Origin of the sequence: Streptomyces sp. M41(2017) (assembly GCF_002078175.1) — a bacterium.
In the GTDB taxonomy this organism is placed as follows: Bacteria; Actinomycetota; Actinomycetes; order Streptomycetales; family Streptomycetaceae; genus Streptomyces.
The window spans coordinates 3,631,581-3,656,773 of the sequence record NZ_MWFK01000001.1; the positions used below are offsets into that span (position 1 = coordinate 3,631,581).

Genomic DNA, 25,193 nt, shown 5'->3' on the forward strand with positions numbered 1-25,193 from the left:
CGGGCGGGGCGGTGGAAACCGCCCCGCCCGCAGCTTCTAGACCGCGTCCGTCCGCAGCCGGAACCAGTAGAAGCCGTGTCCGGCGAGGGTCAGGAGGTAGGGGAGTTCGCCGATGGCGGGGAAGCGGACGCCGCCGATGAGTTCGACGGGGTGGCGGCCGGTGAACTCGCGGAGGTCGAGTTCGGTGGGCTGGGCGAAGCGGGAGAAGTTGTGGACGCACAGGACGAGGTCGTCCGTTCCGTCCTCGTTGGAGGGGGCCTCGCGCAGGAAGGCGAACACCGCGGGGTTCGACGACTGGAGTTCGGTGTAGGAGCCGAGTCCGAAGGCGGGGTTCTGTTTGCGGATCTCGATCATGCGGCGGGTCCAGTGCAGCAGCGAGGAGGGTGAGGACATCGACGCTTCGACGTTGGTGACCTGGTAGCCGTAGACGGGGTCCATGATCGTGGGGAGGAAGAGGCGGCCGGGGTCGCTGGAGGAGAATCCGGCGTTGCGGTCGGGGGTCCACTGCATGGGGGTGCGGACGGCGTCGCGGTCGCCGAGCCAGATGTTGTCGCCCATGCCGATCTCGTCCCCGTAGTAGAGGATCGGGCTGCCGGGCAGGGAGAGCAGCAGGGCGGTGAAGAGTTCGATCTGGTTGCGGTCGTTGTCGAGCAGGGGGGCCAGGCGGCGGCGGATGCCGATGTTGGCCCGCATGCGCGGGTCCTTGGCGTATTCGGCGTACATGTAGTCGCGTTCTTCGTCCGTGACCATTTCGAGGGTGAGCTCGTCGTGGTTGCGCAGGAAGATGCCCCACTGGCAGTTGCTGGGGATCGCGGGTGTCTTGGCGAGGATCTCCGAGACGGGGTAGCGGGACTCGCGGCGGACGGCCATGAAGATGCGGGGCATGACGGGGAAGTGGAACGCCATGTGGCACTCGTCGCCGCCGGAGGGGAAGTCGCCGAGGTAGTCGACGACGTCCTCGGGCCACTGGTTCGCCTCCGCCAGCAGCACCGTGTCCGGATAGTGCGTGTCGATCTCCTTGCGGACCCGCTTGAGGAACTGATGGGTCGCAGGAAGGTTTTCGCAGTTGGTTCCCTCGACCTGGTACAGGTACGGGACCGCGTCCAGCCGGAACCCGTCGATCCCCAGGTCCAGCCAGAACCGCAGCGCGGAGATGATCTCCTCCTGCACGGCCGGGTTCTCGTAGTTGAGGTCGGGCTGGTGGGAGAAGAAGCGGTGCCAGAAGTACTGCTTGCGGACGGGGTCGAAGGTCCAGTTGGAGGCTTCGGTGTCGACGAAGATGATCCGGGCGTCCTGGTACTGCTTGTCGTCGTCGGCCCAGACGTAATAGTCCCCGTAGGGGCCGTCGGGGTTGGCGCGGGACTCCTGGAACCACGGGTGCTGGTCGCTGGTGTGGTTCATGACGAAGTCGATGATGACGCGCATGCCGCGTTGGTGGGCGGCGTCGACGAACTCCACGAAGTCGGCGAGGTCGCCGAACTCGGGCAGGACGGCGGTGTAGTCGGAGACGTCGTAGCCGCCGTCGCGCAGGGGGGATTTGAAGAAGGGGGGCAGCCACAGGCAGTCGACGCCCAGCCATTGCAGGTAGTCGAGTTTGGCGGTGAGGCCTTTGAGGTCTCCGACGCCGTCGCCGTTGCTGTCCTGGAACGAGCGCACCAGGACCTCGTAGAAGACGGCGCGCTTGAACCACTCGGGATCGCGGTCCTTGGCCGGGGTGTCCTCGAACGTATCCGGGACGGGCTCATTGACGATCATGTGGTGGGTGACCCTCCGATCAGCGGTGAGGACGGTCGCAGGACGGTGAAGACGTGCGCGGGCCGGTGCCCGGGCTCCAGGCGCACATAGTTGGTCCTGCCCCAGTTGTAGGTCTCGCCGGTGAGCTCGTCGCGCACCGGGACGGACTCGTGCCAGTCCAGGCCGAGCGTCGGCATGTCCAACGAGACCGTGGCCTCCTGGGTGTGGCGGGGATCGAGGTTCGCCACCACCACAACCGTGTTCGAACCACGTGCGTCACTGACGGACTTCGAGTAGGCGATCACCGCGTCCTGGTCGGCGTGGTGGAAGTGCAGATCACGCAGTTGGCGGAGGGCGGGGCTGCGCCTGCGGACCGCGTTGAGCAGCGTCACCAGCGGTGCGATGCTCCGGCCCTCGCGCTCCGCCGACTCCCAGTCGCGCGGGCGCAGTTGGTACTTCTCCGAGTGGAGGTACTCCTCGCTCCCGGCCCGCAGCGCGACGTTCTCGCAGAGCTCGAAGCCGCTGTAGATGCCCCAGGTGGGGGAGAGGGTCGCGGCGAGCACGGCCCGCAGCTCGAAGGCCGGCCGGCCGCCGTGCTGGAGGAACTCGTGCAGGATGTCGGGGGTGTTGACGAAGAAGTTGGGCCGCATGTGCGCGGCCGCCTCGCCGGACAGCTCCGTCAGGTAGTCCGTCAGCTCCTGCTTGGTGTTGCGCCAGGTGAAGTAGGTGTACGACTGCTGGAAACCGGCAGCCCCCAGGGTGCGCATCATCGCGGGCCGGGTGAACGCCTCGGCCAGGAAGATCACGTCGGGGTCGGTCGCGTTGATCTCCGCGATGACCCGCTCCCAGAAGACGACGGGCTTGGTGTGCGGGTTGTCGACGCGGAAGATGCGCACGCCGTGGTCCATCCAGTGCCGCAGTACCCGCACCGTCTCGGTGACCAGGCCCGGCATGTCCTTGTCGAACGCGATCGGGTAGATGTCCTGGTACTTCTTCGGCGGGTTCTCCGCGTAGGCGATCGTGCCGTCGGAGCGGTGGTGGAACCACTCCGGGTGCTTCTCCACCCACGGGTGGTCCGGCGAGCACTGGAGCGCGAAGTCGAGCGCGATCTCCAGGTTCAGCGAGGCGGCCCGGGCCACGAAGGCGTCGAAGTCCTCCAGGGTGCCCAGGTCGGGGTGGATCGCGTCGTGGCCGCCCTCGGGGGAGCCGATCGCCCAGGGCACGCCCACGTCCTGGGGGGCGGCGGACAGGGTGTTGTCGGGGCCCTTGCGGAAGGTGGTGCCGATGGGGTGGATCGGCGGGAGGTAGACGACGTCGAAGCCCATCTCCGCGATGGCGGGCAGCCGTTCGGCCGCCGTGCGGAACGTGCCGTGCACCGGCGGGTCCAGCTGCCCGGACTCCGAGCGCGGGAAGAACTCGTACCACGAGCCGTACAGCGCCCGCTCCCGCTCCACCAGCAACGGCAACGGCTCGGACGACGTCAGCAGGTCGCGCAGCGGATGACGGGCCAGTACCTCGTCCACCTCGGGGGTGAGCGCGGCGGCCAGCCGGGTGGCGACGGGACGGCCGGGGTCGCGCAGCGCGTCGACGGCCGCGAGGACGGTGTCCCGGGCGCGCTTGCCCTTCGTCCCCTTCGGGATGCCGGCGGCGGCCCGCTCGTACAGCCGTGCGCCCTCCTCCAGCACCAGCTCCGTGTCCTGACCGGCCGGGATCTTGATCCCCGCGTGGTGCCGCCAGGTGGTGACGGGGTCGCCCCACGCCTCCACCGTGTACGTCCAGCGGCCCTCCCGGTCGGCGCTCACACGGGCGCCCCAGCGGTCCGTGCCGGGAGCCAGCTCGCGCATCGGCGACCAGGGACCGGGGCGGCCCTCGGGGTCGTACAGGACGACGTTCGCGGCGACCGCGTCGTGGCCCTCGCGGAACACCGTGGCCGAGACCTCGAACTCCTCGCCGGTCACCGCCTTCGCGGGCCGGCGGCCGCCCAGCACCATCGGCCGGACGTCGAGGACGGGAATGCGCCCGACGGCCGTCACCGGGGCGGGCGGGGCGGTCACGGGAGAGTCGCCCACCCGGGTCGCCGGGACGGCGGACCTGCTCTTCTTCTTGGCCGGTGTGCCCGACTTCCTGGCCGGTGCGCCCGACGCGGAGGCGGCGGCCTTGCGCGGCGCGGACGCCCGAGGGGGGGAGGTGCGGGCGGCGGACGCCGCCGGCACCGGGGCGACGGTGTCCTGGACCGTGGTGTCCGGGACCGTGGTGTCCGGGACGACGGGCGTGGCCGCGTCCTCGGTGGCGGGGCCGGCGGCCTCGGAGGCGGCGACGGGTTTCTCCTCGGTGCGGGGACGGGGTTCGGTCTTGCGCTTTCTGGGCTTCTCGGAGGTGGTCGTCGGGGATGGCGACGAGTGGTGCGTGGCGGGCATGACCGCTCCTGTCCGCGTCAACGTGGGTGGGCGGATGGGGGTGTGGGGAGGTGGACCTGCGAGGTGTACCGGAGGAGCCTTCCCACCCTATGCGGGTGAGCATTCCGGCACTTTGTTAACTACTCACGCGTATGTCTACACACAAGACCGGCCTCGTCCCGGGCAGGCGAGGCCGGTGCGGTGTGGCCGAATCACCCTGGTTGTACCAGCATCCCGCCGCCGTCACCCGACGTTCAGCAGTTTGTTCGGTGAACCGGGGCCGACACCTGACAACTTCCCCGGAACGGCCTGTTTCATCAGCGCCTTCGCGACCTGTGCCGGAGCGGCCCGCGGATGGCCGGACAGATACAGGGCGGCGGCGCCCGCGACATGAGGGCTCGCCATCGAGGTGCCGGAATAGGCCACTTTCCCCGTGTCGCTCGTGTACGAAGCTGACGTGATTGCCACCCCCGGCGCGAACAGGTCCACCGCCGGACCGGTGTTGGAGAACCGCGCCCGCGCGTCGGTCCGGTCGCTCGCGCCGACCGTGAGCGCCTGGGTGACCCGCGCGGGGGAGTAGCGAGCGGCGGGCCGGCCGTCGTTGCCCGCCGCGACGGTGTAGGTCACGCCGGAGGCGATGGAGTTGCGGACGGCCGCGTCCAGCTGGGCGTTGCCGTACCCGTCGAGACTGAGGTTGGCCACGGCCGGCTTCCGGGCGTGCCGGGTGACCCAGTCGATCCCGGCGATGACCTGAGCCGTGGTGCCCGCGCCCCGGTCGTCCAGGACACGGACGGCGACGACCCTCGCCTTCTTGGCGACGCCGTACCGGCGGCCGACGACGGTGGCGGCCACATGGGTGCCGTGGCCGTTGCCGTCACGTGCCGTCCGGTCGCCGTCCACGAAGTCCCATCCGTAGCTCGCCCGGCCGCCGAAGTCCCGGTGGGTGATCCGGATGCCGGTGTCGATGACGTACGCCGTCACGCCCGCGCCCGCCGGCCCCGAGGGCGTGTACCGCCCGTCGAGCGGCCGGTTCCGCTGGTCGATCCGGTCCAGGCCCCACGAGGGCGGGTACGTCCGGGTGCCTTCGAGGGCCACCCGGGTGTCCTGGACGACGGAGGCCACCCGGGGATCGGCGGCGAGCCGTCGGGCCCGTCTCTCGTCGACGCGTACGGCGAAGCCGTTGAGAGCCGTGCCATAGGTGTGGCTGATTCTCGCTCCGTACGTCTCGGCGATGTCCGCGCCCGCCGCCGACGGAGCGCGCGTACCGCTCGTCAGCGTCACGATGTAGCTCCCGCTGACGGAGCCGGGATCCCCCGCTCCGAGGACCCGCCCCTCGGCGAACGCCCGGTCCGGTGGGGCGATGGCCGAAAGCACCGCGGCCGTCGCGACCGCGGTGAGACCCGCCCCCCAGCGCAGCCGCCGCTTCCTCGTCCGTGCCATGACTGCTGTTCCCCTCCTCACGTCGACGTACGGGGTCCGGGGCCGCCCTCGCGGACAGGACCCGGCCGTACGTCACCCGGCGAGCCTCTCCCGGCGGGGCGAAGCACCACAAGGCCGCCCAGGAGGGCGGAATCGGCCATACCGAACAGGGAGGCCCCGTGAAGGTTGCGGCGAGTTTCCGCCGATGTCACACAGTCGGACGGATCCGGGGGCGTGCCGCGATGCGCCGTGTCGCGAAGGCACCCCCGCCGCTACCGTCGTGGGTGACGAAGGCCGCACAACGCCGTGCGGTCCTCTGCCGCGTACGTCCTCCGTGAAGGTGGAATCCGTGAAGGCGATCCGCAGATTCACCGTCCGACCAGTGCTCCCCGAACCCCTTCACCCCCTCAGTGACCTGGCACGCAACCTCCGCTGGTCCTGGCATGCCGAGACCCGTGACCTCTTCCAGTCCGTCGATCCGGAGCGCTGGGCAGCCTCCGACGGCGACCCCGTACGACTGCTGGGCAGCGTGTCGGCCGCCCGGCTCACGGAGCTCACCGAGGACAGCCGCTTCCTGCGCCGCCTCGCCGAGGTCTCCGACGACCTGCGGGACTACATGACCGGCGACCGCTGGTACCAGACGCAGACCTCCGACCTGCCCGCCGCCGTCGGCTACTTCTCGCCCGAGTTCGGCATCACCGCGGCCCTCCCGCAGTACTCGGGCGGCCTCGGCATCCTCGCGGGCGACCATCTCAAGGCGGCCAGCGACCTGGGCGTCCCGCTCATCGGGGTGGGCCTGCTCTACCGGCACGGCTACTTCCGCCAGTCCCTGTCCCGCGAGGGCTGGCAGCAGGAGCAGTATCCGGTCCTCGACCCCAACGAACTGCCCGTCGTCCCCCTGCGCGAGGAGGACGGCACCGCCGCCCAGGTCTCCCTCGCCCTGCCCGGCGGCCGCGCGCTGCACGCCCGGATCTGGCTCGCCCAGGTCGGCCGCGTACCGCTGCTCATGCTCGACTCCGACGTCGAGGAGAACGACCTCGGCGAACGCGGTGTCACCGACCGGCTGTACGGCGGCGGCAGCGAGCACCGGCTCCTCCAGGAGATGCTCCTCGGCATAGGAGGGGTGCGTGCGGTCCGGACGTACTGCCGGCTGACCGGGCACGCGCCGCCCGAGGTGTTCCACACGAACGAGGGCCACGCCGGATTCCTCGGGCTGGAACGGATCGCCGAACTCGGCGACGCCGGGCTGGACTTCGACTCCGCCCTGGAGGCGGTCCGGGCGGGCACGGTCTTCACCACCCACACCCCGGTCCCCGCGGGCATCGACCGCTTCGACCGCGAGCTGGTCGCCCGCCACTTCGGCGCCGACGCGGAACTCCCGCGCATCGACGTGGAGCGGATCCTCGCCCTCGGCATGGAGACCTACCCCGGCGGTGAACCGAACCTGTTCAACATGGCCGTGATGGGCCTGCGCCTCGGCCAGCGCGCCAACGGGGTCTCCCTGCTGCACGGCCAGGTCAGCCGGGAGATGTTCTCCGGACTCTGGCCCGGGTTCGACGCCGAGGAGGTGCCGATCACCTCCGTCACCAACGGCGTGCACGCGCCGACCTGGGTGGCCCCCGAGGTCTTCCGGCTCGGCGCCCGGCAGATCGGCGCGCAGCGCACCGAGGACGCGCTGACCGTCGGCGGCTCGGACCGGTGGGACGCGGTCGCCGAGATCGCCGACCAGGAGATCTGGGACCTGCGCCGGGTGCTGCGGGAGCAGCTCGTGCTGGAGGTGCGCGAGCGACTCCAGGCGTCCTGGCGCCAGCGCGGCGCCGGTACCGCGGAACTCGGCTGGATCGACGGGGTGCTGGACCCGGACGTCCTCACCATCGGCTTCGCGCGCCGTGTCCCCTCGTACAAACGTCTGACGCTCATGCTGCGCGACCGGGACCGGCTCATGGACCTGCTGCTGCACCCCGAGCGGCCCGTCCAGATCGTCGTCGCCGGCAAGGCGCACCCCGCCGACGACGGCGGGAAGCGGCTGATCCAGGAGCTGGTCCGGTTCGCCGACGACCCCCGGGTGCGGCACCGGATCGTGTTCCTGCCGGACTACGGCATGGCGATGGCGCAGAAGCTCTACCCGGGCTGCGACATCTGGCTCAACAACCCGCTGCGCCCGCTGGAGGCGTGCGGCACGAGCGGGATGAAGGCGGCGCTCAACGGCTGTCTCAACCTCTCGGTCCTGGACGGCTGGTGGGACGAGTGGTTCCGGCCCGACTTCGGCTGGGCGATCCCCACCGCGGACGGCACCGCGACCGACGACGACCGCCGTGACGAGCTGGAGGCCAACGCGCTGTACGAGCTGCTCGAACAGCGGGTCGCCCCCCGGTTCTACGACCGCGGTCGGCACGGCCTGCCCGACCGGTGGATCGAGATGGTCCGCCAGACGCTGACCCATCTCGGACCGAAGGTGCTGGCCGGCCGGATGGTCCGCGAGTACGTGGAGCGGCTGTACGCCCCCGCGGCGCACGCCCACCGCTCCCTCACCGCCGACGCGGCACGCGAGCTCGCCGGCTGGAAGGCGCGGGTCCGCGCCGCCTGGCCGCAGGTGACCGTCGACCACCTGGAGGCGACCTCGGCCACCACGACCGCGGAACTGGGAGCCAGCCTCTCGCTGCGCGTCCGCGTGGGTCTCGGCGATCTCTCCCCGGACGACGTGGAGGTCCAGGCCGTCGCGGGCCGCGTCGGCACCGACGACCGGATCGCGGACGCCGTGTGCGTCCCGCTGAAGCCGGCCGGCGGCTCCGACCTGGAGGGCCGTTGGGTGTACGAGGGCCCGCTGTCCCTCGACCGCACCGGTCCGTTCGGCTACACGGTCCGCATCCTGCCGGCGCACCGGCTGCTGGCCTCCGGCGCGGAACTGGGCCTGGTGGCCGTGCCGTCGGAGGAGCCGGGCGAGGGCGCGGGGCTGCTGATGCGCTGAGCCGGAGGCGTCACGGGTCCGTCGGAGCCACGGCCGCCGGGGCCGGACCGCACAGCGCGGTCCGGCCCCGGCGGACCGCGTCCGGTCGCGTGGTCCGGGCGACCGGGGCGGGGTTCAGCTGTCGAGCCCCTCGCACAGCCGGCGCAGCACCTTTCCGCAGCGCTGCGCGTAGGCGTGCTGCAGGCCCCGGGTCGCGGCTCCGCCGGCCCGGGCGTACCACTTGACCGCGCGGCTGAAGGCCGTGACCGTCAGCCAGACGGTGCCGTCGCCGGTGCGGGAGACCACGAAGGCCTCCTCGCCGCATTCGGGATGGCCGGTGAGCGTGCCGTAGGCCCAGGCGGTGCGCCGGGGTTCCTCGGCCGTCCAGACCACGCGGCAGGGAGCCTTGATCGGGCCGATGGCGACCGTGACGTCCACGCCGGGTGCCGCCCTGTCGGCGTCGGAGACCATGCCGACGCCCATGGTGCGGTGCATCTCCCAGGTCATCAGGGCCTCGGAGGCGCGCCGGAAGACGGCCTCGCCCTCGCCGATCCGGGAGCGCACGTGCATGCGGTGGAAGCCCGGGGGGCAGCGGTCCTCGCGGGTCGCGCCCACGTCCTCGTACGTGTAGGGCATGGGGGCAAGAGTAAGGCGGCACCCGGGGGAGTCCTCGCCCCGGGTGCCGCCTCGTTCGATCTGCCGGTGCGCTAGTTGACGTTCACGGCGGACCAGGCGGCCGCGACCGTCTTGTACTCCGTGCTGGTGGAGCCGTACAGGGCCGACGCCGCGGAGAGCGTGGCCGTGCGGGCGCCCGCGTACTTGGTCGTCGACGTCATGTACGTCGTCAGCGCCTTGTACCAGATCTGCAGCGCCTTGGCCCGGCCGATGCCGGTGACCGTGGTGCCGTTGGACGTCGGGGAGTTGTAGCTGACCCCGTTGATCGTCTTGGCGCCGCTGCCCTCCGAGAGGAGGTAGAAGAAGTGGTTCGCGACACCCGACGAGTAGTGCACGTCGAGGTTGCCGACGGTGGAGGACCAGGAGTCCTTCGAGCCGCCGTCCTTGCTGGGCTTGTCCATGTAGCGCAGCGGCGTGCCGTCGCCGTTGATGTTGATCTTCTCGCCGATGAGGTAGTCGCCCACGTCGGAGGAGTTCGCCGCGTAGAACTCGACGCCGGTTCCGAAGATGTCGGAGGTCGCCTCGTTCAGGCCGCCGGACTCACCCGAGTAGTTGAGGCCCGCGGTGTTGGAGGTGACACCGTGGCTCATCTCGTGACCCGCCACGTCCAGCGAGGTCAGCGGGTGCGTGTTGCCCGAGCCGTCGCCGTACGTCATGCAGAAGCAGCTGTCGTCCCAGAACGCGTTCACGTACGAGTTGCCGTAGTGCACGCGGGAGTAGGCGCCGACGCCGTTGTTCTTGATGCCGCTGCGGCCGAACGTGTTCTTGTAGAAGTCCCACGTCTCCTGGGCGCCGTAGGCGGCGTCCGCGGCGGCGGTCTGGTCCGTGCTGGAGCTGGACGCGGCGCCGGTGCCCCACACGTCGTCGGCGTCGGTGAACAGCGTGCCGGTGCCGGACGTCTTGTGCGCCAGGTTGTACGTCTTGTGGCCGCCGCGCGTGCCGTCCGTCAGGTTGTACGTCGAACCCGACTTGGTGGTGCTGAGCGTGACCGTGCCCGAGTAGAGGCTCTTGCCGGTACCGGTCTCGATGCCCTGGTACTCGTAGAGCTTCTTGCCGGTGGCCGCGTCGGTGATGACGTGCAGCTCGTTCGGGGTGCCGTCGTCCTGGAGGCCGCCGACGACGGTCTCGTAGGCGAGGGTCGGCTTGCCGGTGGCGGCCCAGATCACCTTGCGGGGAGCCTGGTCGGCCGCGGTCTTGTCCGAGCCGGCGTTCTTGGCGGCGGTGAGCGCCTGCTTCTCGGCCTTGGCGGTGGTGACCGCCGCCTTGAGCGAGGAGACCTTGATGGCCGCCTTCGTCGCCTTGGTGACGCCTTCGGTCTTCCCCGCCTTGGTCTCGTGCACGACGAGGTCGCCGCCGAGAACCGGAAGTCCGTTGTACGTGCGCTCGTACCGCGTGTGGACCGTGCCGTCGGCGTCCTTGACGACGTCTCTGACGACCAGCTTCTCCTTGGCGCCGAGACCTATCTCCTGGGCGGTCTCCGCCGTGGCGGCGTCGGCCTTCTGGATGAGGGCGGTGCGTGCGGAGGAGGAGAGCTGGACGGGCGAGCCGGCGAGGGGGGTGGTCTTGCCGGTGGGAAGCGCCGCGGTCTGGGCGGCGGCACCGGTGGTCATACCGGTGGCGAGCAGGGCTCCGGCGGCGACAGCGGTGGCGATGGCCAGAGTGGTGCGCTTGTGACGCGCGTAGAGGGGGGTCACGCAAGCTCCTTCTCGTGGGGGCGTCCGAACGGCTTGGGGATGCCGGACGGACGATTGTGAAGTTGCGGTGCGGGTGAGCCGTGCGGTGGAAGCGTGCCACTCGGGGCGCGTACATGTCAGGAGGGCCTAAAGACCTTGGCCGAAAATCGTCGATCAGGTGAACACTGAGGGGGTACGGGTGACGCTCAACTCCCTCTCAAGACACGGTCAAAGCAAACTCCCGCATGGGTAAAAGAGGGCGCCGCCCCGGGGAGTCGAACCTCCGGGGCGGCGTCCTGTCTCGTGGGGTTCCGCGCGGCCCGGCGCGGCCCGTCGGCGGTCTACGGGAAGGTCAGCTTCCAGCTGTTGATGTAGCCGGTGTCCTGGGCCGCCTGGTCCTGGACCTTCAACTTCCATGTCCCGTTGGCGACTTCGGAGGACGCGTTGACCGTGTAGGTCGTGTTCACGTTGTCCGCGGAGTCGGACGAGCTGAAGTTCTTCAGGCGGTACGTGGAGCCGTCCGGGGCGACCAGATCGATCACCAGGTCACCGCGCCAGGTGTGCACGATGTCGACCGCGACCGCGAGGTTCGACGGGGCGTTGCCGGTCCGGCCGCTGACCGTGACCGACGACGTGACCGCCGCGCCGTTGTCCGGAATCGATACGTCGGCCGTGTTCTCGAACGACGTACCGCCACCGCCGCCACCGCCGGGACGCGTCCCGACGTTCACGGCCGCCCAGGCGTTCGCCACCGCCGTGTACTCGGCGCTGGTCGTGCCGTACAGCTCACCCGCCGCCGCGAGCGTGCCGGTGCGGGCCGCCGCGTAGTTGGTGGTCGAGGTGAACTTGGTGGTGAGCGCGCGGTACCAGATCTGCAGCGCCTTGTCCCGGCCGATGCCGGTGACCGGGAGCCCGTCGGACGTGGGCGAGTTGTAGCTGACGCCGTTGATGACCTTGGCGCCGCTGCCCTCGCTCAGCAGGTAGAAGAAGTGGTTGGCGACACCCGACGAGTAGTGCACGTCGACGTTGCCGACCCCCGAGTACCAGGAGTCCTTGGAGCCGCCGTCCTTGCTGGGCTTGTCCATGTAGCGCAGCGGCGTGCCGTCGCCGTTGATGTCGATCTTCTCGCCGATGAGGTAGTCGCCCACATCGGTCGAGTTGTTGGCGTAGAACTCGACGCCGGTTCCGAAGATGTCGGAGGTCGCCTCGTTCAGGCCGCCGGACTCGCCGGAGTAGTTGAGGCCCGCGGTGTTGGAGGTGACACCGTGGCTCATCTCGTGGCCCGCGACGTCCAGCGCGGTGAGCGGGTCGGCGTTGCCGGAGCCGTCGCCGTAGGTCATGCAGAAGCAGCTGTCGTCCCAGAACGCGTTCACGTACGAGTTGCCGTAGTGGGTCCGGGAGTAGGCGCCGACGCCGTTGTTCTTGATGCCGCTGCGGCCGAACGTGTTCTTGTAGAAGTCCCACGTCTCGGCGGCGCCGTAGTGCGCGTCGGCGCCGGCCGTCGCGGCGTTCGAGGTGGTGCCGTTGCCCCAGGTGTCGCTCGTCTGGGAGAACAGCGTGCCGGTGCCCGACGTCCCGTGGTTCAGGTTGTACGTCTTGTGGCCGCCGCGCGCGCCGTCGGTCAGCGTGTAGTTGGAGCCCGACTGCGTGGTCGTCAGGCTCACCTGACCGCTGTACTGCGTGTTGCCGATACCGGTCTTGATGCCCTGCCACTCGTAGAGCTTCTTGCCGGTGGCCGCGTCGGTGATGACGTGCAGCTCGTTCGGGGTGCCGTCGTCCTGGAGGCCGCCGACGACGGTCTCGTAGGCGAGCGTCGGCTTGCCGCTCGCCGCCCAGATCACCTTGCGGGGCGCGCGGTCGGCGTCCGTGCTCTTCGAGCCGGCGGCCCGGGCGGCGGACAGCGCCTGCTTCTCGGCCGTCGCGGCGGCGATCGCGGGCTTGAGTGTGGAGACCTTCAGGGAGGCCTTCGTCGCCCGGTAGACGTGCCCGGTCTTCCCGGACTTGGCCGTGTCGACGACCAGGTCGCCGCCGAGGACCGGCAGCCCTTCGTACGTCCGCTCGTAGCGGGTGTGGACGGTGCCGTCGTGGTCCTTGATGACGTCGCGGGCGACGAGGCTCTCGTCGGCGCCGAGTCCCAGGTCCTTGGCGGTGGCCGCCTTGGCGGTGTTGGCGTCGCGTATCAGCTCGGCGCGCTGCGAGGCGGTGAGCTTCATGGCGACGGCACCAGGATTGATCTTGCCGGCCCGAGGTGCCTGCTCGGGGGCGGCGCTCGCGGCGCCCGACTGGACGGCCGCGGCCAGCAGGGCGGTGACGCCGACGAGGGCGACACCGGCGACGCGGCGCTTGGTGGTGTGGGAGGTGCGTCTGTGGGAGGAGCTGCTACTCAACACTGACTCCTTCTGCGTGGCCGCGGGTCGCGCGGCCAGGGGAGACCGGACGAAGGAAGACCCGTCCGGGCAGAACTGGGCTTTACGCGGAACCAGGTGCAAGGGGGTCGTGCCGGCGCGTCACAGCTGATGGAGCTGTGGGGTTGCTGTGAAGCAGCCGTGGGAAGAGTGGCAGGGGATGACGCTTTCTGTCAGGACCGCGTCAGCACTTTGGCCGGAAACCGTTCGTTGTCCGGTTCGTCATGTTCGGTATACGGACTGTCCGTCGGGCCGTGGGACGGACTTCCGCCCCGCGTGACACGGAGTTCACGCGCCCGTACGCCGCAGGCGCGCCCGGTCAGCGACCGGCGGCGCCCTGCCCGTCCCCGTGCCACGAGTGCCACAGCGCCGCGTACGCCCCCTCGGCCGCGACCAGTTCGTCGTGCGTGCCCAGCTCGGTCAGCCGCCCGTCCTCCATCACCGCCACCCGGTCGGCGTCGTGCGCGGTGTGCAGCCGGTGCGCGATGGCGATCACGGTCCTGCCCTCCAGCACGGCGGCCAGCGCCCGCTCCGTGTGCCGCGCGGTCGCCGGGTCGAGCAGCGCCGTCGCCTCGTCGAGGATCAGGGTGTGCGGATCGGCGAGGACCACGCGGGCCAGCGCCAGTTGCTGCGCGCGCGAACCGTCCACCGGGACCGCCTCGGGGCCCAGCTCCGTGTCCAGCCCGTCCGGCAGCTCCCCGGCCCAGTCCTCGGCGCCGACCGCGGTGAGCGCCGCCCACAACGCGGCCTCCCCGGCCGCCGGTTCGGCGATCAGCAGGTTGTCCCGGACCGTGCCCAGGAACACGTGGTGCTCCTGGGTGACCAGGACGACCTGCCGGCGCAACTGCTCCGGGTCGAGGGCGACGACCGGCACCCCGCCGACCGTCACCGTCCCGCTGCCCGGCGCGTCCACACCCGCCAGCAGCCGGCTCAGCGTGGACTTCCCCGCACCCGAGGGACCCACCACCGCCAGCCGCTCCCCGGGCCGCACCGTCAGGTCCACCCCGCGCAGCACCTCGCCCCCGCGGTCGTACGCGTACCGCACACCGGCGACGTCGATCCGGTCGTCCGCCGGAGCCGGCGCACCCGACCGCACCGCCCGCGGAGCACCGGCGAGCCCCTCCACCCGGGCGAACGAGGCGCTGCTGCTCTGCAGTTGCTCGACCTGGTTGAGCATCGTGTCCAGCGGCTCGACGAGTTGGCGCAGATACAGCGTCGCCGCGACCACCGTCCCGAGGCTCAGGAGGCCCCGCGCGTGCAGCGCGCCGCCCACCAGCAGCACGGCGACCACCGGCAGGACGTACGAGATCTCCACCGCCGGGAAGAACACGCTGCGCAGGAACAGCGTCCGCATCCGGCTGCGGCGCGACTCCTCCAGCGCGTCCCGCCCCGCCCGGATCCGGCGCTCCCCGAGCCCGAACGCCTCCACCGTGCGCGCGCCCGACGCCGTGGCTGCGAGGATCTCCGCGATCTGCGAGGTGGCTGCGCCCTCGGCGAGGTAGGCGGCGCGCGCCCGGCGCAGATACCAGCGCAGCGCCGCCCAGATGCCGGCGAGCCCCAGCACCGCGCAGCCGCCGAGCAGCGGGTCGATGGCGAACACGGCGACCAGGATGAACAGCGCCTGCGCGCCGGAGATCAGAAGCTGGGGGATCGCGTCGCGCAGCGTGTTGCCGACCAGGGTCACGTCCGCGGTGCCGCGCGCCGTCAGATCGCCGGTGCCGGCCCGCTCGACGACCGAGGCGGGCAGGGTCAGCGTCCGCTCCACGAACTCCTCCCGCACCCGCGCGAGCGTCCGCTCCCCGAAGCGGTACCCGGCCAGGCGGCCCAGCGCGCCAGCAGCACCTGGGCGAGCGAGGCCACGAGGATCACGAGCGCCGGACCGTCCACCACCTCCACCCCGCCGCCGCGCCGCACGTCGTCGATGATCCGGCCGAGCAGCCAGGGCCCCACCAGGCCGGTCACGGCGGCCAGGGCGTTCAGCGCGAGGACCGCCGCGAAGACCCTGCCGTCCTCGCGGATCAGCCGGACCGTGGCCCGCCGCACGTCGGCCCGTCCCGCGACGGGCAGATGGGTGCTCATCGAACGACACCCTCGGCCTCGCCGGCGCCCCCGCATGCGGTGCCGGCGGGCATCGCGCCCGGCTCCCTCACGCCCGGGAACCGTCCCGAGGCCCCGTCCGTCTCCACGGCGTCGGCCCGGTCCCCGGTCGCCTGCGATCCGTCGTCCGCCGCCAGGTCCCGGGCCACCAGTGCCCGGTATCCCGGCTCCGCGCCGAGGAGTTCGCGATGGGTCCCGGTGGCCGCCACCTTGCCGTCCACCAGGAAACAGACGGTGTCCGCGCGGTCCAGCACGAGCGGCGAGGTACTGGTCACCACCGTCGTGCGGTCGGACCGTTCGGTCCGCAGGCGTCGCGCGACGGCCGCCTCCGTGTGCGCGTCGAGTGCCGAGGTCGGTTCCGCGGCGAGCAGCACCTCCGGATCGGCGAGCAGGGCCCGCACCAGCCTGACCCGCTGGCGCTGGCCGCCGGACAGGCTGCGGCCCCCGGCGTCGACGGCCGAGCCGAGACCGTCCGGCAGCCCGAGGACGATGTCGTCGGCGGAGGCCGCGCGCACCGCTCGCGCGATCACGTCCTCGGCGCGGTCCCGGCGCCCGCCGACCAGTTCGCGCAGCGTGCCCGCGAACAGGTCGGCCTCGTTGTCCGCCACCAGGATCCGCTCCCGCACCTGGTCCAGCGCGACCTCGTCCAGCCGGACACCGCCCCAGGTCACGTCCGACGGCGCGTACCGGCCGAGCCGGTCCAGCACGGCCTGCGACTCCGCGGACCGCGCCCCCGCCAGGACCGTCAGCCGTCCCGGCACGACGCGCACCCCGGACGCGGGATCGTGCAGCACGGCCGGGGACACCGGGGCATCCAGCGCGTCCACGGGAGCGCGGTCGGGCTCCAGGGACAGGAACCGTACGACCCGCCGCGCGGCGACCACGCCCCGGGAGAGCTGGTAGCCGGCCTCGATGAAGAAGTACACCGGCAGGACCAGCACCGCGACATAGCCGTACACCGACACCAGCTCACCGATGCTGATGGCGCCCTGCGCGGCGAGCCGGGCCGCGAGCCAGGTCACCACGGCCAGGAACAGGGACGGCAGCCCGAGACCGAGAGCCTGGATCCAGCTCGTCACCGCGCCGACGCGGTAGCCCTGGTCGCGCAGGTGCCGCGAGTCGCGCCGGAACGCGTCCGCGAACAGCGCCTTCCCGCCGAGCCCGTTGAGGACGCGCAGACCGCCCGCCAGATCGCCGATCCGCGCCGTCAGCACGGCCTGCCGCTCCCGGTAGTCCGTCTCGGTGCCCTGGAGGCGGCCCATCAGCGGCCCGACGAGCAGCGCGATCAGCGGCACCCCGAGCAGGATCGCCACCGACAGCGTCACCGACACGGACAGCAGCAGCGCGGCCACCACCCCGTAGGTCACGACCGAGGCGACCCCAGGCCCGACGACGGTCAGCGACATGCTGATCGCCTGCACGTCACCCACGCCGATCGTCACGACCTCACCCGCCCCGACCTGCCGCGGCAGCGCCGCCCCCAGCCGGACCGCTTGCTCCACCACCACCTTGACCGTCCGGAAGTTGCCGTCCATCCGGACCTTCGTCATCGTGCGGTGCCGGACGACACCCAGCCACGCGTTGAACACCCCGGCACCCAGCACCGCCGCCGTCCAGCCGGCCAGCGCCGTCCCGTCACCCGGCTCCAGACCGTCGTCGATCGCCCGCGACAGCAGATACGGCGTCAGGGCAAGGAGCCCCATCCACACCGTCGCGATCACCGCCCCGGTGGCCGAGCGGCCCGCCTGGCGGACGACCAGCCACCACAGGTACCGCCAGCCGCCCCGCCGTTCCGGTGTCCCCGGATCCGCGTACGCGTCGATCATCCGTCCCCCTCGGCCCGCAGGTCCGCCCTCATACGAGACTGTCGCGCCACGCCCGGTGCAGATCGGCGAACCGGCCGGTGCCCGCGACGAGTTCGGCGGGCGCGCCGTCCTCGACGATCCGTCCGTGCTCCATCACCAGCACCCGGTCGGCGATCTCCACCGTCGACAACCGGTGCGCGACGACCACGGCCGTACGGCCCCGCAGCACCGTCGACATGGCGCGCTGCACCGCCCGTTCACCCGGCACGTCCAGCGAACTGGTCGCCTCGTCGAGGATCAGCACCGCCGGGTCGGCGAGCAACGCCCGTGCGAAGGCGACCAGTTGACGCTGCCCGGCCGAGATCCGGCCGCCCCGCTTGCGGACGTCCGTGTCGTAGCCGTCGGGCAGCTCGCTGATGAACTCGTGCGCCCCGATGGCCTTCGCGGCCTGCTCGATCTCCTCGCGGGACGCCTCGGGGCGCCCGATCGCGATGTTCTCGGCGACCGTGCCGGAGAAGAGGAAGGCCTCCTGCGTCACCATCACCACCCCGCGCCGCAGCTCGGGCACCGACAGCTCGCGCAGGTCGACACCGTCGAGCAGGACCCGTCCCTCGGTCGGGTCGTAGAACCGGGCCAGCAGCTTCGCCAGCGTCGACTTGCCCGCGCCGGTCGAACCGACCACGGCCACGGTCTGCCCCGCCGGGAGTGCCAGCGAGAACGTCGGCAGGACCTCGCCACCCGTGCGGTACGCGAAGCGGACCTCGTCGAAGACGACCTCGCGGCCCGGGTGTTCGGAGGCGAGCGCGGGCAGCGGGCGCGGCACGGACGGCTCCGGCACCGACGGCGTCTGGGCCAGCAGACCGGCGATCTTCTCCAGCGAGGCGGCCGCCGACTGGTAGGAGTTCAGGAACATGCCCAGGCGGTCGATGGGGTCGTACAGCCGGCGCAGATAGAGGACCGCCGCGGCGAGCACGCCGAGCTCCAGCGAACCCGACGCCACCCGGTACGCGCCCCACAGCACGATGCCCGCGACCGCCGTGTTGGCGACGAGACGGGAGCCGACGACATAGCGGGCCATCTCCAGCAGGGCGTCGCCGTTCGTCTTCTCGTGCCGTTCGTTGAGCACCCGGAAGGCGGCGTCGTTGGCCGCCTCGCGGCGGAACGCGCGGACCGGCCGGATGCCGTTCATCGTCTCCGCGAACTTCACGATCACCGAGGCGATCGCCGTCGACCGGACGGCGAAGATCCTGCCCGCCCGCCGCTGGTAACGGCGGATGAGCAGGTACAGCGGGACGAAGGACGCCACCGCGACCGCCCCGAGGCCCGCGTCCAGCCAGAGCAGCATCGCCGAGATGTAGACGAACGACAGGATGACCGTGACGAGTTCCTGGAGCCCCTCGCTCAGCAGTTCGCGCAGCGACTCGACGTCCGTCGTGGAGCGCGAGATCAGCCGGCCCGAGGTGTAGCGCTCGTGGAAGTCGACGCTGAGCGCCTGGGCGTGCCGGAAGATCCGGCCGCGCAGATCCAGCAGCACGTCCTGGTTGACCCGGGCCGAGGCGATGATGAACGCCCACTGGAGTCCGCCGGAGAGCGCCGAACACAGCAGATAGGCGACGCCGACGGCGATCAGCGGCCCGTGGTCGTCGTGCCGGAACGCAGGGACGGCGCGGTCGATGGCGTACGCGACGAGCAGCGGCCCGGCCTGCACCGCCGCCTGCTGGAGCAGCAGCAGGACGGTCGTCACGACCACCCGGGCCCGCAGCGGCACGAGCAGCGACCGCAGCAGTGCCGCCGTCGCACCCGGGGGAGTGGGCAGCGTGTCGCGGTCGAACGGGTCTTGGTGCGGCTCGGTCCGCCGGCCCGCCCGTACCGCGAGCGGTCCGTCGTCCGGGGCTTCGTCCGGCGCTCCGTCCGGTTCCCGGTCCGGGGCGGTGGTCGTGGGCGCCGCGGTCATCGGTCGTCCTCCTCTGCGCCCGACATCAGGTGGGCGTACTCGGCGTTCGTGCGCAGCAGTTCGTGATGGGTGCCGACCGCGGTGATCCGGCCGCCGGAGAGCAGCGCGACGCGGTCGGCCAGCAGGACCGTGGACGGACGGTGCGCCACGATGAGCGCGGTCGTCTCCGCGAGCACCCGGCGCAGGGCGGCCTCGACAGCCGCCTCCGTGTGCACGTCCAGGGCCGACAGCGGGTCGTCGAGGACCAGGAAGCGGGGTCTTCCGACCACCGCCCGCGCCAGTGCGAGGCGCTGGCGCTGGCCGCCGGAGAGGCTGAGCCCCTGCTCGCCGACCTGCGTCGCGGTGCCCTCGGGCAGCGCGTGCGCGAAGTCGGCCTGCGCGACGGCGAGGGCGCGGTCCAGCTCGTCCTGGCCGGCGGTGTCCGCGGCTCCCATGAGCACGTTCTCGCCGACGGTGGCCGAGAAGAGGGTGGGCTCCTCGAAGGCGACGGCGACGAGTTCGCGCAGCTCCTCGCGGGGCATGCCGGTGACGTCCCGGCCGTCCAGGGTGATCCGTCCCGAGGTCACTTCGTGCAACCGGGGGACGAGGGCGGTGAGCGTGGTCTTGCCCGACCCGGTCGTTCCCACCAGAGCCATGCTCTCGCCGGAACGGATGTGCAGGTCGACCCGGGCGAGGACGGGCGGGGCGTCCGCGGCGGCGTCCGGATACCGGAACGCGACCCCGTCGAACCGGAGCCCGCCCTCTGTCAGCGTGGTCCCGGATCCGTGCGCCTGCTCCGGACCGCCGCCCGCCACCGGCACGGCGACCGGTGCGTGCGCGGGTCCGGGGACACCGGTGCGCCCGACGCGGACGTCCGCCGGTGCCGGGCCGGGTGCCGAACCCGATTCCGGCGCGGGCGGGACGACCGGCGTGCCGACCGGAACGGGGGCGTCCTGTGTCGCGACGGCGGGTGCGGATGTGGTCGCCGACGTCGTGGCGGGGGCCGAGGTGTCCCGTCCGCCGACGGCGGGAGCCGGCTCCGGCGTGTGTGCCGGCCCGTGGGCAGGCTCGGCGGCGACGGAGGGCCTTCCCGCCCGTTCCGTGGAGGGGGAGGGGCCTCCCGCGGTCCCGACGGCGGCTGTTCGCGCGTTCGGCGTGCGCGTGAGCGACGACTCGGGTTCCGCGTCCATCACCTCGAAGTAGCGCTCGGTCGCCGTCGCCGCCTCCTGGCTCATCGCGAGGAGGAAACCGATGGAGTCGACGGGCCAGCGCAGCGCGAGCGCGGTGGACAGGAAGGCGACCAGCGTTCCGGCGGACAGGTCGCCGTCGGCGACCTGGACCGTGCCGAGCACCAGGGCGGCGCCGATGGCCAGCTCCGGCAGGGTGACGATCACGGCCCAGATCGACGCGAGCAGCCGGGCCTTGGCCAGCTCCGTGCCCCGCAGGGTCCCGGACAGGTCGCGGAACGCGCGGGCCTGGCTCCGGTGCCGCCCGAACCCCTTGATGATCCGGATGCCGAGCACGCTCTCCTCGACCACCGTCGTGAGGTCACCGACCTGGTCCTGCGCCGTCCGCGCCACCTCCGAGTAGCGCCGCTCGAAGAGCCAGCAGACGATCATCACCGGGATCGCCGGGGCCAGCAGCACGAGCCCCAGGGTCCATTGCTGGACCAGCATGATCGAGACACCCGCGAGGATCGTCACCGAGTTCACCAGCAGGAACGTCAGCGGGAACGCCAGGAACATGCGGACCAGCATCAGGTCCGTGGTCCCCCGGGACAGCAACTGGCCCGACGCCCAGCGGTCGTGGAAGGCGACCGGGAGCCGCTGCAGGTGCCGGTACAGATCGGCCCGCATCGACGCCTCCACGCCCGCCAGCGGCCGGGCCACCAGCCACCGCCGCAACCCGAACAGGACGGCCTCGGCGATGCCGAGGAGCAGCAGCCACAACGCCCCGAGCCAGACGCCGGCGGGGTCACGGCCGGAGATCGGGCCGTCCACCATCCACTTCAGGACGAGCGGGAACAGGAGCGCGAGACAGGACGCCACCACCGCGACGAACGCCGCGACGAACAGCCGGGTCCGCACCGGCCGTACATACGGCCACAGGCGCAGCAGGCTGCGCACGGTCGATCGGTCGGGCAGGTCCGTGGTGACTGCATCTGTGGTTCCCATCACGGGCGAGCCTACGGAGTGGCACTGACAGTGCCCACCGAGTTTTGGCCGCACCGGAACGATCCGGACCCTCGGCGTCCGTGCCCTCCGGCCCCCCGGGCGTCCCCCCCCCGCCGGACACGCCATGTCCGCCCGCGCCGTCCGCCCACGCCCCGGACGGCCCGGGTCGTAGTGCCGCATCAACCGATCGGCTGATGCCGCTTCGAGCGCGATGGCCGATGTGCCGGCCGGGGTCCGGGCGGGAGGCTCGGAGCATGTCAGTCATCGAAGTGAGCGGACTGCGCAAGTCCTACGGCGGCCGGGCCGTCGTCGACGGTGTCTCCTTCACCGTCGAGGAGGGCGAGATCTTCGGGATCCTCGGCCCGAACGGCGCCGGCAAGACCACCACCGTCGAGTGCGTCGAGGGCCTGCGGGTCCCGGACGCCGGCCGGGTCCGGGTCACCGGGCTCGACCCCTTCGCCGACCGCGAGGCCACCAGCCGCGTCCTCGGCGCCCAGCTCCAGCAGAGCGAACTCCAGGCGAAGCTCACCGTGCGCGAGGCACTGGAGCTGTACGCCGCCTTCTATCCGCACCCCGCCGACTGGCGCCCGCTCGCCGAACGCCTCGGCCTCACCGACCGGCTCACCACCGGGTTCGGCAAACTCTCCGGTGGCCAGAAACAGCGCCTGTTCATCGCGCTCGCGCTCATCGGCAACCCACGCGTCGTCGTCCTCGACGAGCTGACCACCGGGCTGGACCCGCGGGCCCGCCGCGACACCTGGGAACTCATCGAGGACATCCGCGCGCAGGGCGTCACCGTCCTCCTCGTCACCCACTTCATGGAGGAGGCGCAGCGGCTCTGCGACCGGATCGCGGTCATCGACAAGGGCCGGGTCGCCGCGCTGGACACACCGGCGGGGCTGATCCGCCGCTCGAACGGCTCGACCGTCATCAGCTTCACGCCGTCGGCGCCGCTGGACGAGCGGGACCTCGCCGCGCTCCCCGCGCTCGCCTCCGTGGAGGACAAGGACGGCCGGATCACCCTGTCCGGCACCGACGAGACGGTGAACGCCGTGATCACCCTCCTCGCCCGCCACCGCATCACCGCCCACCAACTCCGCGTCACCGACGCCACCCTGGACGACGCGTTCCTGGACCTGACGGAGGCAGCAGCATGAGCACCGCACTCGCCCGCCCCGGCACCCGCGCGGACCTGCGATCCGGTATCCGCGGCGGACTGAACACCGCCGTCGTCCGGACCGAGATCCGGCTCTTCCGACGCGAGCCCGGCGCCATCTTCTGGATCCTGCTCTTCCCCACCCTTCTGCTGGCGATCCTCGGCTCGATCCCCTCCTTCCGGCAGCCCGACCCCTCCTTCGGCGGCCTGCGCCCCATCGACGCCTACGTCCCCGTCGCCGTCCTGCTCGGCCTGATCGTGGGCTGTCTCCAGTCGATGCCGCAGTCCCTGACCGGCTACCGCGAACGCGGCATCCTGCGCCGGATGTCGACCACACCCGTACGGCCCGCCGCACTGCTGTCCGCGCAGATGCTGGTGTTCGGCGGCGCGGCACTCGTCTCCGCCCTGCTCGCGCTCACCGTCGGCCGCCTCGTCTTCGACGTGACCCTGCCCCGGCAGGCCGGCGGCTACCTCCTCGCGCTGGTCCTCGCCGTCCTGGCCGCCCTCGCGCTCGGCGCGGTGGTCTCCGCCGTGTCCCGCACGACGAAGATCGCGGGCGCGATCGGGTCCGCGGTGTTCTTCCCGATGATGTTCTGCGCCGGAGTGTGGCTGCCCGTGCAGGCCATGCCGGACACCCTCGCCCGGATCGTCGGGTACACGCCCTTCGGCGCCGCGGCCCAGGCCCTGAACCAGGCAGCCGCCGGACACTGGCCGGGCTGGTCCCACCTGGGCGTCCTTGTCGCCTGGACGGTGCTGCTGTCGGCCGGGGCCGCGCGCTGGTTCCGCTGGGAGTGACCGTGACGGACCTCCACGCCGTGCAGACTGAACGCATGACGAGCGCACCGCGACAGGACAGCGCGGCCGCCGCGGCACGGACCGTGGAGGAACGCTGGGCCAGCTTCCACCGCTACGGCCCCCTCGGCCTGCTGGGCGTCGCCGTCGTCCTCTCCGTGGCGACGGCCGGCGTCGTCGGCATGAACAGCACGGACTGGTACGTGGGCGTGCCGCTGGTGCTCGCCGCGCTGGCCCTCCAGCTCTGGTGGGTCCGGGCGATGCGCAGCAGACCCGGCCCGACCCCCGCCAGCATCGGCTACTTCTGGATCCGCTGGGCCATCGCCTTCGTCCTCGCCCTGACCAACCCGTTCTACGCCTTCTACGCCGCCGCCTCCTACTTCGACGTCGAGCGGCTGCTGCCCCGCCGCACGGTGCGGTTGGGGGTGATCGCCGCGGTCGTCGTGGTGGCCGGATCGCAGTCCGGCGGGCTGCCGCCGCACGGCGCGGTCGGCTGGGCCGTGTTCGGCGGGCTGCTCGCCGTCAACGTCACGCTCGCCGCGATCATGGGCCACCTCAACGCCAAGGAGAACGAGCGGGCCCTCGTCCAGGCCGCCACCATCGCCGAACTGGAGCGCACGAACACCGCGTTGCAGCAGGCACTCGACGAGAACGCCGCCCTGCACGCCCAACTCCTCGTCCAGGCGCGGGAGGCCGGAGTCGCGGACGAGCGCCGCCGGCTCGCCGCCGAGATCCACGACACCATCGCCCAGGGCCTGACCGGCATCATCGCCCAGCTCCAGGTCGTCTCCAGCACCCCGGACCCGGCCGCCGCCCGCGACCACGTGACCCGCGCCGCCGACCTGGCCCGGCACAGCCTCGGCGAGGCCCGCCGCTCCGTGCAGAACCTCGCCCCCGTGGCCCTGGCCGACGACGGCCTGCCCGAGGCACTGAAGAAGACCGTCACCGAATGGGGCGAACGCAACGACGTCCGGGCCGAGTTCACCGTCACCGGTGGCGCCGAGCAGCTCCACGACGAGGTCTCGGCCACCCTCCTGCGCATCGCCCAGGAAGCCCTCTCGAACGCCTCCCGGCACGCCGGCGCCGGCCGGGTCGGGGTGACCCTCAGTTTCATGGTCGACGAGGTCACCCTCGACGTCCGCGACGACGGACACGGCTTCGACCCGCTCGCCGTCCCCGCCCGCACCGGCACCGGAGGGTTCGGCCTCGACGGCATGCGCGCCCGCGCCGAACGCATCGCCGGCTCCCTCACCGTCGAGTCCGAGCCGGGACACGGCACGGCGGTCTCCGCTCGCGTACCGTTGGTGCGCCATGACCGATGACCCCGCGGACCGCCGCTCCGACGCCGTGATCACCCTCCTCCTCGTCGACGACCATCCCGTCGTACGCGACGGACTGCGCGGCATGTTCGAGTCCGCCCCCGGCTTCACGGTGCTCGGCGAGGCCTCGGACGGCGTGGAGGCGGTGGCGCTCGCCGCGTCCCTCGACCCGGACGTCGTCCTGATGGACCTGCGGATGCCCGGCGGCAACGGCGTCGAGGCCATCGCCGAACTCACCCGCCGTGCCGCCCGCGCCAAGGTCCTCGTCCTGACGACGTACGACACCGACTCCGACACCCTGCCCGCCATCGAGGCGGGGGCGACCGGCTACCTCCTCAAGGACGCGCCCCGCGACGAGCTGTTCACCGCCGTCCGCGCGGCGGCGGAGGGCCGCACCGTGCTGTCCCCGGCGGTCGCCTCCCGTCTGGTGTCCGCGGTGCGCGCCCCCGCGCCCGCCGAGTCCCTCTCCGCCCGCGAACGCGAGGTGCTGGCGCTGGTCGCCCGGGGCACCTCCAACCGTGAGATCGCCCGGGTGCTGTTCATCAGCGAGGCCACCGTCAAGACGCACCTCACCCACCTGTACAACAAGCTCGGCGTCAAGGACCGCGCGGCAGCCGTCGCCCGGGCCTACGACCGCGGCATCCTCGGCTGACGGGACCCGGCCCGCG

The 25,193-nt window shown here is 71.9% G+C and carries 14 protein-coding genes and 1 pseudogene; 5 read left to right on the forward strand and 10 right to left on the reverse strand.

Features of this window, described 5'->3' with window-relative positions:
- Window positions 1-36: 36 nt before the first annotated feature.
- From treS to B0675_RS16145, 3 genes are all read right to left on the reverse strand, one after another.
- Window positions 37-1,755, reverse strand: a complete 1,719-nt coding sequence (treS, locus tag B0675_RS16135) for a maltose alpha-D-glucosyltransferase (RefSeq protein WP_081219518.1) — start codon at window positions 1,753-1,755, stop codon at window positions 37-39.
- Window positions 1,752-4,151, reverse strand: a complete 2,400-nt coding sequence (locus tag B0675_RS16140) for an alpha-1,4-glucan--maltose-1-phosphate maltosyltransferase (protein WP_241539795.1) — start codon at window positions 4,149-4,151, stop codon at window positions 1,752-1,754. The genes treS and B0675_RS16140 overlap by 4 nt, the downstream gene beginning before the upstream one ends.
- Before the next feature lie 222 nt (window positions 4,152-4,373).
- On the reverse strand, window positions 4,374-5,570 hold the full coding sequence (locus B0675_RS16145) for a S8 family peptidase (RefSeq protein ID WP_081219519.1): 1,197 nt from the start codon (window positions 5,568-5,570) through the stop codon (window positions 4,374-4,376).
- Window positions 5,571-5,898: 328 nt separating this feature from the next.
- On the opposite strand from B0675_RS16145, the gene B0675_RS16150 reads away from it, so the two are divergent.
- A complete protein-coding gene (locus tag B0675_RS16150) occupies window positions 5,899-8,517 on the forward strand; it encodes a glycosyltransferase family 1 protein (protein ID WP_081219520.1) in 2,619 nt (872 codons plus the stop codon).
- 114 nt (window positions 8,518-8,631) lie between these two features.
- Here the strand turns inward: B0675_RS16150 and B0675_RS16155 are convergent, their stop codons facing one another.
- The 7 genes and pseudogenes from B0675_RS16155 to B0675_RS16185 form a co-directional block, all read right to left on the reverse strand.
- Window positions 8,632-9,132 carry a DUF1990 domain-containing protein gene (locus B0675_RS16155; RefSeq protein ID WP_081219521.1) on the reverse strand — a complete coding sequence of 167 codons (501 nt, stop codon included), beginning with the start codon at window positions 9,130-9,132 and terminating at the stop codon, window positions 8,632-8,634.
- A 71-nt stretch (window positions 9,133-9,203) separates the two neighbouring features.
- The gene (locus tag B0675_RS16160) at window positions 9,204-10,865 is read right to left on the reverse strand and encodes a M4 family metallopeptidase (protein ID WP_081219522.1); all 1,662 of its coding nucleotides are present in this window, start codon (window positions 10,863-10,865) and stop codon (window positions 9,204-9,206) included.
- A 320-nt stretch (window positions 10,866-11,185) separates the two neighbouring features.
- Window positions 11,186-13,231: a M4 family metallopeptidase gene (locus B0675_RS16165; RefSeq protein WP_081219523.1), complete on the reverse strand. Its 2,046-nt coding sequence runs from the start codon at window positions 13,229-13,231 to the stop codon at window positions 11,186-11,188.
- Window positions 13,232-13,568: 337 nt separating this feature from the next.
- Window positions 13,569-15,328: pseudogene (locus tag B0675_RS16170) on the reverse strand (ABC transporter ATP-binding protein).
- The gene (locus B0675_RS16175) at window positions 15,325-17,172 is read right to left on the reverse strand and encodes an ABC transporter ATP-binding protein (RefSeq protein ID WP_081219524.1); all 1,848 of its coding nucleotides are present in this window, start codon (window positions 17,170-17,172) and stop codon (window positions 15,325-15,327) included. The pseudogene B0675_RS16170 and the gene B0675_RS16175 overlap by 4 nt, the downstream one beginning before the upstream one ends.
- Before the next feature lie 28 nt (window positions 17,173-17,200).
- A complete protein-coding gene (locus tag B0675_RS16180; protein ID WP_081219525.1) occupies window positions 17,201-19,105 on the reverse strand; it encodes an ABC transporter ATP-binding protein in 1,905 nt (634 codons plus the stop codon).
- Entirely contained in the window at window positions 19,102-21,258 is a 2,157-nt protein-coding gene (locus B0675_RS16185; protein ID WP_081219526.1) for an ABC transporter ATP-binding protein, read from the reverse strand. Before B0675_RS16185 ends, B0675_RS16180 begins: the two co-directional genes overlap by 4 nt.
- Window positions 21,259-21,512: 254 nt before the next feature.
- Between B0675_RS16185 and B0675_RS16190 the strand changes: the two genes are divergently transcribed.
- Genes B0675_RS16190 through B0675_RS16205 form a run of 4 tightly spaced genes read left to right on the forward strand, consistent with a single transcriptional unit; the run spans window position 21,513 to window position 25,177 of the window.
- Window positions 21,513-22,415, forward strand: a complete 903-nt coding sequence (locus B0675_RS16190) for an ABC transporter ATP-binding protein (protein WP_081219527.1) — start codon at window positions 21,513-21,515, stop codon at window positions 22,413-22,415.
- Window positions 22,416-22,474: 59 nt separating this feature from the next.
- Complete coding sequence (locus tag B0675_RS16195) at window positions 22,475-23,209, forward strand: ABC transporter permease (protein WP_081221825.1); 735 nt, start codon at window positions 22,475-22,477, stop codon at window positions 23,207-23,209.
- A 35-nt stretch (window positions 23,210-23,244) separates the two neighbouring features.
- Window positions 23,245-24,528 (forward strand): sensor histidine kinase, encoded by a 1,284-nt coding sequence (locus B0675_RS16200; RefSeq protein WP_081221826.1) that lies wholly within the window; start codon window positions 23,245-23,247, stop codon window positions 24,526-24,528.
- Window positions 24,518-25,177, forward strand: coding sequence for a response regulator transcription factor (locus B0675_RS16205; protein WP_081219528.1), 660 nt, complete (start codon window positions 24,518-24,520; stop codon window positions 25,175-25,177). Before B0675_RS16200 ends, B0675_RS16205 begins: the two co-directional genes overlap by 11 nt.
- Window positions 25,178-25,193: the final 16 nt, after the last annotated feature.